The organism is Chryseobacterium sp. 2987, from assembly GCF_031456375.1.
Taxonomy (GTDB): domain Bacteria; phylum Bacteroidota; class Bacteroidia; order Flavobacteriales; family Weeksellaceae; genus Chryseobacterium; species Chryseobacterium vaccae.
The window spans coordinates 654898-668333 of sequence record NZ_JAVDUN010000002.1; the positions used below are offsets into that span (position 1 = coordinate 654898).

The 13436-nt window shown below is 35.0% G+C and carries 13 protein-coding genes and 3 tRNA genes; 3 read left to right on the plus strand and 13 right to left on the minus strand.

Annotation, left to right across the window (positions count from 1 at the left end; translation table 11 throughout):
• Positions 1 to 15: 15 nt before the first annotated feature.
• Together J2Y40_RS07940 and J2Y40_RS07945 are read right to left on the minus strand one after the other, a co-directional pair.
• Positions 16 to 1329 (minus strand): hypothetical protein, encoded by a 1314-nt coding sequence (locus J2Y40_RS07940; RefSeq protein WP_309998237.1) that lies wholly within the window; start codon positions 1327 to 1329, stop codon positions 16 to 18.
• A gap of 104 nt (positions 1330 to 1433) precedes the next feature.
• Positions 1434 to 1586 carry a hypothetical protein gene (locus tag J2Y40_RS07945; RefSeq protein WP_153398875.1) on the minus strand — a complete coding sequence of 51 codons (153 nt, stop codon included), beginning with the start codon at positions 1584 to 1586 and terminating at the stop codon, positions 1434 to 1436.
• Positions 1587 to 2646: 1060 nt separating this feature from the next.
• Here J2Y40_RS07945 and J2Y40_RS07950 point away from each other — a divergent pair.
• The 3 genes from J2Y40_RS07950 (at position 2647) to J2Y40_RS07960 (ending at position 5717) form a co-directional block, all read left to right on the plus strand.
• On the plus strand, positions 2647 to 3846 hold the full coding sequence (locus J2Y40_RS07950) for a histidine kinase (protein WP_309998240.1): 1200 nt from the start codon (positions 2647 to 2649) through the stop codon (positions 3844 to 3846).
• A gap of 5 nt (positions 3847 to 3851) precedes the next feature.
• On the plus strand, positions 3852 to 4655 hold the full coding sequence (locus J2Y40_RS07955; protein WP_309998241.1) for a LytTR family DNA-binding domain-containing protein: 804 nt from the start codon (positions 3852 to 3854) through the stop codon (positions 4653 to 4655).
• A 402-nt stretch (positions 4656 to 5057) separates the two neighbouring features.
• Complete coding sequence (locus tag J2Y40_RS07960) at positions 5058 to 5717, plus strand: hypothetical protein (RefSeq protein ID WP_309998242.1); 660 nt, start codon at positions 5058 to 5060, stop codon at positions 5715 to 5717.
• Between the two features lie 255 nt (positions 5718 to 5972).
• Here J2Y40_RS07960 and J2Y40_RS07965 read toward each other — a convergent pair.
• The 11 genes from J2Y40_RS07965 to J2Y40_RS08015 form a co-directional block, all read right to left on the minus strand.
• Positions 5973 to 6046 (minus strand) — tRNA-Asp (locus tag J2Y40_RS07965).
• A gap of 33 nt (positions 6047 to 6079) precedes the next feature.
• Positions 6080 to 6153 (minus strand) — tRNA-Asp (locus J2Y40_RS07970).
• Between the two features lie 35 nt (positions 6154 to 6188).
• A tRNA-Asp gene (locus tag J2Y40_RS07975) sits at positions 6189 to 6262 on the minus strand.
• Between the two features lie 134 nt (positions 6263 to 6396).
• Positions 6397 to 6714 carry a thioredoxin gene (trxA, locus tag J2Y40_RS07980; protein WP_040995543.1) on the minus strand — a complete coding sequence of 106 codons (318 nt, stop codon included), beginning with the start codon at positions 6712 to 6714 and terminating at the stop codon, positions 6397 to 6399.
• Positions 6715 to 6799: 85 nt separating this feature from the next.
• Complete coding sequence (locus J2Y40_RS07985) at positions 6800 to 7975, minus strand: cysteine desulfurase family protein (RefSeq protein ID WP_153398860.1); 1176 nt, start codon at positions 7973 to 7975, stop codon at positions 6800 to 6802.
• A 2-nt stretch (positions 7976 to 7977) separates the two neighbouring features.
• Positions 7978 to 8448 carry a hypothetical protein gene (locus J2Y40_RS07990; protein WP_309998244.1) on the minus strand — a complete coding sequence of 157 codons (471 nt, stop codon included), beginning with the start codon at positions 8446 to 8448 and terminating at the stop codon, positions 7978 to 7980.
• A 23-nt stretch (positions 8449 to 8471) separates the two neighbouring features.
• Positions 8472 to 9059, minus strand: a complete 588-nt coding sequence (locus J2Y40_RS07995; RefSeq protein WP_153398854.1) for an HAD family hydrolase — start codon at positions 9057 to 9059, stop codon at positions 8472 to 8474.
• A 643-nt stretch (positions 9060 to 9702) separates the two neighbouring features.
• A complete protein-coding gene (locus J2Y40_RS08000; protein WP_153398851.1) occupies positions 9703 to 10428 on the minus strand; it encodes an SDR family NAD(P)-dependent oxidoreductase in 726 nt (241 codons plus the stop codon).
• Positions 10429 to 11748, minus strand: a complete 1320-nt coding sequence (locus J2Y40_RS08005) for an FAD-binding oxidoreductase (RefSeq protein ID WP_153398848.1) — start codon at positions 11746 to 11748, stop codon at positions 10429 to 10431.
• The gene (locus J2Y40_RS08010) at positions 11745 to 12632 is read right to left on the minus strand and encodes a decaprenyl-phosphate phosphoribosyltransferase (protein WP_153398846.1); all 888 of its coding nucleotides are present in this window, start codon (positions 12630 to 12632) and stop codon (positions 11745 to 11747) included. Before J2Y40_RS08010 ends, J2Y40_RS08005 begins: the two co-directional genes overlap by 4 nt.
• Before the next feature lie 107 nt (positions 12633 to 12739).
• Positions 12740 to 13429 (minus strand): OmpA family protein, encoded by a 690-nt coding sequence (locus tag J2Y40_RS08015; RefSeq protein ID WP_153398844.1) that lies wholly within the window; start codon positions 13427 to 13429, stop codon positions 12740 to 12742.
• Positions 13430 to 13436 lie beyond the last annotated feature (7 nt).

The following is a 13436-nucleotide window of genomic DNA, read 5'->3' on the forward strand; positions in this document are numbered from 1 at the left end:
TTGGTATCACTTTGTTTAGAGATTGCTCAGTTCAATTGCTCTTTTATCATAAAGAAGACTGAGAATATACAGTCCTGCTGATGCCGGCCATTGCTCAGGAAGAGCTTTCAAAAGCTCCACGGTATTCAGTTTTTTTCCTGAGTTTAATAAATCAAGCATAGCTTCAATTCCCTTATCATATCTAAATTTCAATTTTGATCCTCTGGCAAAGATGATAATCTCACTATTATTGGTGGATTTTCTATAATAAATTTTAAATGGCTCAACCAGCTTCACCGTTTTGTTCTCCAATATTAGGTAATCATTTACATCATACAGGCTTTCATCAGAAAGTGAGATTGTTCGGGTCTTCCAGCCTGCATTACTGAATAAAGCCAGCTTTAGGTCATCATGTAATAATTTTAAAAGATCCAGGAAAGGCAGATCAAACAAATTCTCCTCATCTTTAAATAAATCCATAATCTCCTGAAAGGATTCTTGACCGTATGCATCTTTAGTAGGCTCAAGAATTTCCTGAGTTTTCTCATCAGGGATCATATATTGTTTTGACAAAGATGAAATGATACTTTCAAACAGTTTTATTCTTGGTGGATTGTTGAACCAAAGAGTAACCCCAATAGACAGTCCATTCGTTTTGCCTAGGTGGTATTTATTCCAGGGCATAAAATATATATCTCCTTTTTCAAAAGGATATTTTTCGGCATATGGGATCAGCTCTTCGAATTTCTTGTCCTCATTTTTTTCTTTTCCATTAATCTCTTCATATACTTCATCCGTCCAATTGTACATTTCTTTGCCTCCAGGACCCAGATGAAAATGGATCACATTTTCTCCCCGGTTATCTTTATGAATCCCTATCGGAGTATATCCATAGTTTCCTACGAAGGTATGCACGCTGAGGCCTGTTAATGGAATTCCTTTTTTTTCAAGTAACGGAGCAATCAGCTTTAAAAGTTTTCTTGATAACGGATCTGAAAATTTTTCACATCCGTTAATGATCATACCAAACTCTTTATTGGAAAATACTCTTTCTGCGTAGTCTGTAACATCTTCTCCATCAAGAGGAGGATTATCAAAAATATAGTTTAAAGTTTCCTCGTCTGTTTTTTTCCCATCTATAAATGCTCTGTACCCATATTTATTAGTTCTGAGCCTGCACAGATGCTTTATTACAGTTAATATTTCATTTGATAAAAGATCAGAATCTTCATTTGAAAATACATTTTTTAACACCAGGGTTTTAGTGAGGTTCTCACTTTTATCTAAAAACATGTTCCACCAGTCATCCTGAACCATTGGGGACTGAGTTGGAGTATATACTTTTTCCATGGTAATATCGTTAGTTAAAGATTTTTATTAAAATGAGCCATCCCCTGTACAGAGGATGGCTCTGTTTTAGGGATTCATTTCCGTAGTTGGAAATAAACCTAAATTTAAGTTGTAACAGTAACAGTTACTGTAACTGTTACTGTAACTGTAACAGTGTCGGCAGCTGTAGCAAGACCACCAACTAATTTTTCCTGCTCCAAAGGAGAAACAACTTTAGCTCCTAGGAATTCTTCTGGATTAAATTTTTTAGTTTCCATAATAATTTGGATTTGATGAGTTTATACATATTAAAGAACCTCCGCCCTCTTTACCTAGACGTTTTGTAATATTTCGAGAGGCACAAACTATCCTCTTATTTAAAAGATTCACATTATATCTTTATTCTGGGTTAGAAAAATCAATCATTTTTTTCTGTTTATTTTTCACCAAACAAGGAAGTAAAAATAAATAACACCACAAAACATATTTCAAACAAAATTGAATTAAAACAATCAATTTAAATATAAAATATTGAAAATCAAATTTTTATATATTAATTAATTTGAATAATAATTAAAAAAACAGGCAATATTTACGTAATATAAATCCCATTAAAGTGATATTATAGTTGTTTATTTCATTCTTTAAAAGCTCAGTAAAAAACATTTGTAAATGATTAAACTCTTATTAACGAGTGTTGATAATATGAGCGACTCTCAATGAGACTATACACCAAGAGAAAATGGGTACAGCCAAAAGGAGAAAAATATTATGCAGGCAAAGATTGTCATGCCCGGGGAAGGGTCAATGCTATCGGAGCAATAACGAACTTCAAGCTATTCAATATTTGCTTATTCAGCTGTAATATAGAGGCTGACAATGCTGCTTTTCATAAAAGGAACAATGCTTTATTGAAGGAGGTCATACTTTGCTATTTCTTCCACCTTATGAATCCTAGTAAAAAATGGGTACAAGCAAAAAGCATAAGAAGAAAATTTCGATACACGCCTGAAGAGCTTTATTTAAGCAGATTTATAACGTTTTATTTTGATTTGACTACAAGAACGTCCAAATTGTTTTCTTTAACGAATCTACTCCCGCTCCATTGAAAGAACAAAGCACAAAAAACCTCTCCAGAAATCTGAAGGACTTATTCGTTAAAAATTTAATCTGACACATACAATTAAACATAAGACTGCCTTTTTAATTATTTATATTTGTAAATAACCTGCTCCATTTTTAGTAACCATGCAATTTAAACTGATCATTTTAATTATAACATTTTTTATATTTCCTGATTCTTTCGCACAAAAAGGATCTGCCGACAGTTTACAAAAAGTGCTGAAAGAACATTTTGAAATTGATAATCAACGAGTAGATCTGTTAAACACAATTGCCGGCAAAATCAACCTAACAGATCCGGCAAAAGCGATAAAATTGCTTAAAGAGTCGGAAGCACTTGCCGAAAAACTGCAATATAATAAAGGTAAAATGGATTGTTATTTACAATTGGGACGGCTTTATAATGCAGGTGAGCAGTACAAAACAGCAATACATTACGCAGCTCAAGGTTCTATAATAGCCAAAGATCTCAAGCTTACAGACTATAAAAGAGCATTCTTTCTTTTATTGACGGAAATTTATTATGATAAAAATAACAGTTTAGATGAAAAGATTTCGGTAAAAGATTTTCAGGCAGAAATAAAATACAAAGCTTTTTTAAAAGACAGTCTTAATCAATCTCGGGAAAAGGCAAGCTCTTTAAAAAAGGTAATAGAAAATCAGAAAAGTGAACTGCTGATATCCCGATTACTAGTTTTCTTAGGCATTATTACCTTTTTAGGATTGATTCTCCTCGCAGTTTATATATCAACGGTCATAAAATCGAGGAAGATAAAAATGGAAAATAAGCAGTTGCTTACTGAGCAGAAATTACGAAGATCACAAATGAATCCGCATTTTATTTTTAATTCCATACAAAATATCAGAAGCCTGATTAATGACAAAGAAGAAGCGAAGGCAGTAGATTATCTTAACAGATTTTCAAAGCTTACACGCCAGATTCTTGAAAGCTCACACGAAAATTACACTTCCCTGACAGAGGAAGTTGAACTGATAGAAAATTATATAAACCTACAACAACTTTTATATAACAAATCGTTTAACTATACGATTAAAGCGGAAGATACAATAAATACAGACTCCATATTTTTACCCCCAATGCTTACACAACCATTTATCGAGAATGCGATTAAGCATGGCTTAAACGGTAAGTCAGCAGATGGGATGATTGCAATTAAATTCTATTTAAAAGACAGAAAATTGTTTTTCGAAATTTCTGACAATGGAAGCGGGTTCAGTAACGATAAAAAAACAACACATCATAAATCTTTGGCAACGGCTATCACCAAAGAACGTTTAGCTCATTATACAAAAAACCGGGATGTTATTTTACAGACCCAAAATATACTTGATCTCAATAAAAATATTATAGGAGCTAAAGTAATTTTTGAAATACCCTATATTTACGAAAACTAAACCATATGCTTCGAGCTATTGTAATTGACGATATTGAGTCTGTAAGAAAAGATAATATTGCTGTTATTAAGACCCATTGTTCCAATATTTCCATTATAGGACAGGCTGATTCCGTTGCTTCCGGAATAGATTTAATTAATCAGCTATCACCTGATCTTGTTTTCCTTGATATAGAAATGCCGGATGGTAATGGATTTGACCTGCTTAAAAAACTAAAGGTTATTAATTTTAAAGTCATCTTTGTTACAGGTTATGAAGATTTTGCCATTAAAGCTTTTCGCTTTTCGGCCATTGATTATCTGCTAAAGCCTCTTAACCCTACAGATTTAAAAGAAGCTGTACAAAAAGCAGAAGAAGCCATCAACAAAGAAGTATTCGATGTAAAACTTCAGAATTTATTTGCCAACCTTGAAAGACCAAAATATCTTCAGAAACTGATTTTAAAAACAGCCGACAGAATTTATTCTGTCAACATTCAGGATATTGTAAATTGTGAATCAGATAAAAACTATACAACTTTTTATTTTATCAATGCCCCAAGACTGGTTGTCTCTACAAATCTTAAAGAATATGAAATATTGTTGACACCATATAATTTTTTCAGGTCACATCAATCTCATCTGATTAATATGGCTTATTTTGACCATTTTATCAGAACAGATGGCGGAAATACAATTATTATGAAAAATAAGACTGCAATACCGCTTTCTGTCCGCAAGAAAGAAGAATTTATGGAATTGCTTGAAGATCTTCAAAAACTTGTTTCAAAAAAAAATAATTTTCATCAAAAAGCTGACGGAAAAATTTAATTAGAATATGGTGCTGGCATAACAATTCCTAATCGTTTTGGAAAAGCACTTTTAGATGCTCCATTAAAAAATAATATGGAGAGAATATGGGGAAATCATAATAAACTCTTCAGCTTTGCAAACGTCACCTGACATTGTTGTTTTTTATTAATTAACCTCAGTTCGGGATAAGAGTTTTTAATTTATAGAGCTTGGAAGCTGAGAGATGAAAGAGGGAGATTCTGAAGTTCATCAATAATAGGTTGCCATCTTTTTTAGCTAATTTAATTTTTACAGAGATTTTCATTATCTATAACTAAAAGTGACTTCCAGCCTCCTTCTTCCATCTTCCAACCTTTTATATTTAAACTCCTTAACCCGAATTCAGGTTAATTACTAATGAACATGAAATAAAAAGCTTTTATGCAATACTTTAGAATAACTCAAGAGACGGATTTTGAAAGAATTGGCAAATATCCACAAGTGAAAGAATTAAAGATAGGTTTTCATGAAGCAAGGGCCTCTCAATGGGGTAAAATTACAAGTTGGAAAACGGAGGAAGACATACCGGATTTGAATAATTTTATTTTACATTCAAAATCTAAACTAACGGATAATTTATCCAATAATTTTGTTATTGAAAGTAGCGGATTATTCATAAGCCAAAAATGCAAAGAGGTTTTTAATCAATTCATTGTTAATGGTAGTTTTTATCCTTTAACTATACATAAGCCTGATGAAAAGTATGAGTATCATTTCTTGTGGTATGAAATGGGTGGTAAAAGTAAAATAAATTGTAAAGATTCAGATTTTATAGAGTTTAATACAATTGAAAAAGAATACGGAAAAACAATTAAAATATGTGATTTTGAAGACTATAAAATTAAATTCAGAAAATTATATACAGAAAAAGAAGATTGGGATATCATACCAAAAACATTAAAATTCAAAAGGCATTTCGATATTACTCCAGCTTTTAGAATAGGATTAATCTGCAGCGAAGAAGTAAAAAATGCCATTGAAGGCAATCAGCTTACAGGATTTGATTTCAGGCCTTTGGATGTAGAAATTTTGTTTGATTAAAACTTTGCTTTCCTTACATTAAATCAAATAAATAGAAAAGAAAAATTTAGGAAGAATCCTTCCGAAGAAGAAGTTGATGAATCACCGTTGACAACTTCAGGAGGAGTAAAGATAGAACATTTTCCTCTTTAAATTAACCAAACTTTTTGCTTAGCCCACAACTTTTATACTTGATCCATTTACTCCTGCTCCAGTAAAAGAATAAAGCACAAAAAAACCCCTTCAGAAATCTAAAGGGGTTTTTAAAATTAGCTGCGATCCGGACGGGACTCGAACCCGCGACCTCCGCCGTGACAGGGCGGCATTCTAACCAGCTGAACTACCGGATCAATTTTTTTTAAAAGAAATTGAGAAAACTTCTGCGATCCGGACGGGACTCGAACCCGCGACCTCCGCCGTGACAGGGCGGCATTCTAACCAGCTGAACTACCGGATCAAATTTTGTTTTAAAAGTAAATTGAAAAACTTTTGCGATCCGGACGGGACTCGAACCCGCGACCTCCGCCGTGACAGGGCGGCATTCTAACCAGCTGAACTACCGGATCATTTTCTGTTGTGATAAAGAACGTTGTTTCTTTTTTGTGATTGCAAAATTACACCTTTTTTCATTACCTGCAAATTATTTTGCAAAAAAAAGCCTCCCAAAAACGGAAGGCATTCATTATCAAACTTATTTTTTTTATAAGTGTGCGCTTAATTTCTCAGCGATCACCTCTTTTGGAGCTACACCAACTAATTTATCAACCACTTCACCATTCTTAAAAATAAGAACTGTAGGGATATTTCTGATACCATACTGCATAGAAATTTCCTGATTGTTGTCTACATCAACCTTTCCAACTACTGCTTTTCCTTCAAAATCTGATGCTACTTCTTCGATGATTGGTCCCAAAGTTCTGCATGGTCCGCACCATACTGCCCAAAAGTCTACCAATACCGGCTTATCTGATTTTAAAACCGTTTCCTGAAATGAGCTGTCCGTAATTTCTAAAGCCATTTTGTTTCTTTTATTTAAATTAATATTATTTTCTTTTTTACTCCTTAATTTGGATATTCAAAATTACGCTTTTTAAGCAATAAGACTATCTATGCTCAACATTTGTTTTTTCTATAGCGTAATCTTTTGAAATCTCTTTTAACGCCTCAACAAGCGCGTCAATTTCTTCTTTGGTCGTCATATGGCTGAAAGAGATACGAAGCGGCGTACAACCGTCCATTTCATCCTCAGAAAGCACCATCATCATCACCATAGAAGGCTTAGATGCTCCGGAAGAACACGCACTCCCCTGGGAGATCGCAATTCCTTTCATATCCAGCTGAAGACCAATCAAAGGATTTTTATAAGGCAATAATGCGCTTAAAACCGTATAAAGACTGTTCTCCTTTTCAGCACTTCTTCCGTTGAATTTAATCCCCGGAATAGCAGCAGAAAGACTTTCTTTTGCATAATCCTTGATTTCCTGCATGTGGGCAGTATATTCCGCCATATGGTTAAGAGAAAGCTCCAGTGCTTTTCCAAGTCCTACAATACCGCATACATTTTCAGTTCCGGCTCTTAAACTTCTTTCCTGAGGTCCTCCGGTAATAATCCCCTTCAGTCCCGATGATTTTCTGATAAAGGCAAAACCTATTCCTTTCGGACCATGGAATTTATGGGCACTGCATGAAGCAAAATCCACCATGATATCAGAAAAATCAAGATTCATATGAGCCATGGTCTGCACCGTATCTGAGTGGAACAAGGCATTATTTTCTTTACACAGCTGTGCAATCTTTTTAATATCAGCAATATTTCCGATCTCATTATTGGCATGCATCAAGCTCACCAGCGTTTTTTTGTCGGATGCTTTTAATAATTCTTCTAACTTATTAAGATCAATATCACCTTTTTCATTAGGACGGATATAGTTTACCTCTACTCCTTTTCTGCTTTTCATATCCAGAATACTCTCAGAAACACATTTATGTTCCAGAGGAGAACTGATGATTCGTTGTACACCAAGGTGTTCTACACTTGATTTGATGATCATGTTGTTCGATTCTGTTCCGCAAGAGGTAAAGATGATCTCTGCAGGCGTTACATGAAGATAGTCTGCCACCTGTCTTCTCACGTTTTCGATCAAAATTTTGGCTTCCTGTCCGAAACTGTGAGTAGAAGACGGATTTCCGAAATTCATTTTCATGGTACCCACCATTGCATCGATTACTTCTTCTGAAAGAGGAGTCGTAGCAGCATTATCCAGGTATATTTTATTCATTTTTATTTTGAGTATTTTAATTCTACGGAAGTAAACTGATAGTCTGAAGGCACAGCAAAGATAAACCAAGGATTGGAAAGCATCTGAATTTCCATTCCTCCGGATTCCTGATAAGGAACCTCTACATACAGGATATTATCTTTTACAGAAACACTTTTAATTGTTGTTACCGTATGGCTTCCAGATCTGAAACTTCCCAGATTGTACAAGATCACTTTCTTATTTTTCAGAAATGCAGGATAGTTTGCGGATGGTTCTTTCCCCAATTCCGCAACAATAAGACCAGAGCTTGCCTTAGTGGCTTTCTGGTACTCTTGTTCGTTTTTAATCACCGTAAATCCCGGCCGGTCTGCACCACCCTGAGACTCGGAAACAAGCAATTCTGCGTTTTTCTGCATATCTGAAGGCTTTTGAGACGGTGTTCCTGCACAGCTCATAAGGATTGCGGTACATACAACAAGCAGTCTTTTCATTTTTACATTTTTACCTTCCAAAATTAATGAAAAAATTGGTAATGACCCTCATTTGCCCATTTAAGCATCTGACGGTCACCGGAAGTGTCTCCAAAAGCGATTATTTTATCGTATTTAGAATCGTTTATTTCGGCTTTTATTCTCACCAGTTTTTCATTTCCGTTGCAGTTTTTGCCGATAAAATTTCCTGTAAAAACCCCATTTTTAAACTCTGCACGTGTAGAAACGAGCTGCATTTTGAGTTCTTCAGCGAACGGTTTCACCCAGATGTCCAGCGAAGCAGTTACCAATAAACTTTGTGTATTATTCCTATCGATATTTTGAATAAAGTCCAAGGCATTTTCCCTTACAATTTTAGGATAATGCTGTTCAAAAAACTGTTTAGACTTCATTTCAATCTTTTCTTTGGTCTGTCCTTTAAGAATAGAGCCAATAAAACTTTTCTTTACTTTTTCAGTTTCTGCCAGTTTCAGTTTCAACAGAATAAAAAGCGGGACATGTCTTAAAAACTGTATGCGGAATTTGGTAGAATCGTAGAATTTAAGATACATAAACATGGTATCTTTATACGTTAAGGTTCCGTCAAAATCAAAACAATACAATTTTTTCATAAATCTATGACTTAGGGTAAACTTTACAAATTATTTATTAATTAAAGCATTTGATAATCCAGCAATCAAAAATAAGCAAATTATTAAGAATAAAATCACAGATAAATTTTGAAAAACAAATTCGGAAGTGGTTAATGTTTTAACTTCAAACGTCCCTTCTTTCCGTTTTATTTTTTCTATTAATTTTCTCACTTCCCTGAATTCAAAATCGTTTAAAGCATAGGTTCTGATTTTTTTATCATTTTTCAGAATAATGAATGTTTCAAAAATAGTATAAACCGTTGTCTGCTTCTCAAATCCTTTCGAATACTTTACAGGTCTTGGGATCTGTTTAAATCCCCTGATATCCTCATGTGAAATCTTTCTTGAAAAAGGCAAAAACTGGTAGGAAACAATCAAGTAATTTGGGGTTACCTTAATGATCTGAGTCTTCAGAAAATAAAACAATGAGCCTGATGCAAATAGTAAAAATATAGAATCAATAATATAAACCGCAATTTTCGAATCTCCATCCTGATTTTGTTCTAAAGACCGATAAGTAAGACCTATCATTAAACTGAAGAAAATAAATCCTATAAAAAAAACGACAAGATTAATTGAAAAAGAACTGGATTTATAAATGATTTTATCTTTCAAAATAACACTAAAGCTTTAATTTTTTGAATATAAACTCAGGAATATTCCTGATAATCATCATAATAATACTCCAAATCGGCAAAACATACGCTACATTCTTCTGTTTTTTGAATGCTTTATAAATGCATGCAGCGGCCTGTTTAGGAGTTGCAGTCAGTTTAGGATTCAGTGGCAGCCCTTCCGTCATTTTGGTCGCCATAAACCCGGGTTTTATGGTCAAAACATGTACTTTTTTATCAAAAAGATAGTTTCTAAGTCCGCTTAAATAAGCTGTAAAAGCGGCTTTTGCACTTCCGTAAATAAAGTTGCTTTGTCTTCCACGCTCTCCGGCTACAGATGAAAGCCCGATAATGGTTCCCGATCTCCTGCTCTCAAATTTATGGGCAAAATAGTTCATCACCGGAACCAGCCTGGCATAATTGATATCAATAATCCGTTCTGTATTCCTGTTATCATAAAGACCTTCTTCCGTTCCTTCACCCAAATATCCTACGGCACAAAATAATACATTTGAATTGATATAATCAAATTTATTATAATCAATCTCTTTCATCAGGTCAAGTTCTACAACTTCAGACTGCTGAAGAAATTTTACGTCGATATGTCTCGCAAATCGTTCCGTAGTTTCTTTACTTGAAGTGAAAAGATAGATCTTTTCAAATTTTTCTCCTTCCTGGAGAGCCTTTTCCACAAACGCCTGTGCTACTTCAGACGTACTTCCCAGAACTATCATTTATGAATTGTTGTTTATGATTCTTTTGTGCTGCAAAGACACAAATTTAGGACTTTGAATATTTTTAAGGTAATTCGTCAATGACGAACGGCTCATGCTGTCTTTGGTCAGATAAATCCTTCCTCCGAACTCCTGAACGATGTCATCCAGTTTTTCTACCAGTTTTTTCAGTTTTGAATTCACCTTAAAATCAAGAGCCAGCGTATAGCCCTCAAAAGGAAACGAATTATAAGCCTCAGGATTATTCTTTCCGAACAGTTTTAAAACCGCCAGAAAAGAGCCGTTTCCGCTTGCAGCTATGGTTTCAAGGATCTTTTTCATTCCTTCTTTACCGGCTTCTTTTGGAATGACCATCTGATATTGGATAAAGCCGGATTTTCCATAGATCTTGTTCCAGTCATTGATGGCATCCAACGGATAGAAGAACGTTTCGTAATCGATAAAGTTTTTGACTTCTTTTTTCGTCTGTTTCTTATAATACAAAAGATTAAAAATCTTTACGGTAAGGGCATTCAGAACAAATCCGGGGAAATAAAACGGAACGGTAGGCTGCAATTTTCCTTTCAGCCTTAACGGTTGTTTTGCCAGATTTTGAGGAAGCTCATGCTGAAAGGCATGTTCCCCTCTCATCAGAATACTTCTTCCTAAATTTTTTCCTTTCTGAAGGCAGTCTATCCAGGCTACTGTATACGTCCAGTTTTCACTTTCATCAAAAAGCCGGAAGATCTCATCCAGATTTTCTGCTTTAATACTTTCCTGTCGTATATAGGCTGATTCTATATTTTTAAGTTTGAATTTTGCGGTAAGAATAATCCCGGTAAGCCCCATCCCTCCGATTGTAGCCCAGAATTTATCCGGATTTTCTTCTCTGGAACAGGTAATGATCCCTCCGCTTTCCGTCATGAGTTTAAATTCAACAACATATTCGGAGAAGCAGCCTTCAGCATGGTGGTTTTTACCGTGAACATCAGAGGCAATTGCCCCGCCTACCGACACAAATTTAGTTCCCGGAGTTACATATAAAAAATATCCCTGTGGAACAGCAATCTCAAGCACATCCGAAAGCAGCACGCCGGACTCACATTCTATGACTCCATTGAGACGGTCAAAACTAATAAATTTATTGAGTTTTTTGGTTGAAAATATGTTTTCTCCCAATGAAGCATCTCCGTAGCACCTTCCATTCCCTCTTGCAATCACTTCATTATGATTCAATACAAAGTCCTTGATTTTTCTGAAACTGTCTTCAGATCTCATTTCTTTTTCTACCACCGGGAAATTGCCCCAGTTTGTAACTTTCTGTGTGAAATTCGGCTTCATTTTTTAAAGTAGATTTGAATTAGAAATGCGGCTACCCAAAGCACTAAGGTAACTTGTATATAGCGGTCCCGGTAAACAATTTTTGTAGGAGATTCCGTTCTGTTATATACTAAAGTCTGCTGCAGATACCTCAGAAATGCAAAAACAACAAATATCACGGTATAGAAAACCCTTTGATGGAATCTTCCCTGGACCTCAGGTGATAATGTAAACATCAGATAGCATACGATAGCCAATGTTACAGAAATGGAAAGCGCAATATCAGCAAACTGTACGTTATACCCATCCAGCGCCCGTCTTGTTTTCCCCGAAACCTGTGCATTGATAAGTTCTCCTCTTCTTTTTCCGATGGCCAGCACCAGTGCCAGTACAAAAGTCAGCAGAATAGCCCACTGCGAAATATTGATTCCTGTAATATAACCGCCTGCTAATACCCTGAATACAAAACCCAGCGCTATAATAAAAATGTCAATGATCGGAACATGCTTCAGTTTAAAAGTATAGGCCAGATTCATCACAAAATAAGATGCAATAATAGCACTGAATTTCCACAAAGATTCATGAAAGTAAAGCTGGGCTGCAACTACCAAAGCAATATCGATGATAATAAGTACCGCAAGAATTCCCAATGCTTTTGATTTTGAAATAACACCGCTTGCAAGAGGTCTTCTTCTTTTTTCAGGATGTTTACGATCTGCTTCAATATCATTATAATCGTTCAGAATATATACCACACTCGCTGCTAACGAAAAAATGATGAATGCAAAGATACTTTTGCTAAGCAGATCTACATTGGTAATGTTTCCTGAAAAGAACAGAGGGACAAAAACAAACAGGTTTTTCACCCATTGCTCCACCCGGAGCAGTTTAAGGTATTTCTTCATTTATGCTATTTCAGATGCAAAAATAATAAATTCAAAATTCATAGCATAAAAATACAAAAAAAACCGCCGAAGCGGTTTCTTACGAAAATATTTATATATTAAATTAATTATTGCCCTTGTTTGGCATCATTAATCATTTTTTCATTGGCTGTAATAGCAAACTCAACTCTTCTGTTTTTAGCTCTTCCTTCATCTGTATCATTGCTTGCCACCGGCATTGCCTCTCCTTCTCCTTTAGTAAACATTCTGCTTGATGCAATTCCTTTCCCTGATAAGTATGCTTTTACAGCATCTGCTCTTCTCTGAGAAAGGGCAAGGTTGTAAGAATCAGATCCTTTACTGTCTGTATGTCCGTAGATATTAATATTGGTATCCGGGTTATCAACAAGAACTTTTGCTAATTTATCAAGGTTGGTTTGAGCAACAGAAGTAAGATTTGAAGAATCGAAAGCAAAGTTTACAATACTTTCGTTCATGGTTACTTTAATACCATCTCCTACTCTTTCTACTTCAGCTCCCGGTAAAGTTTCCTTAATATCTTTAGCCTGCTTATCCATTTTGTTACCGATTACGTTACCTGCAACACCACCGATAATACCTCCTAATACGGCTCCTAAAGCACCATTTTTACCTTTCCCTACATTATTTCCAAGGATACCTCCAATTACAGCTCCTGATGCAGCTCCTACCGCAGTACCTCTTTGTTGGTGATTAGAATTCTGAACGGCTTCACAGCTTGTTAATAACAATGCTGATGATAAGAAAAGTGCTCCTATATATGTTTTAGTAAATTTCATTTTTTTA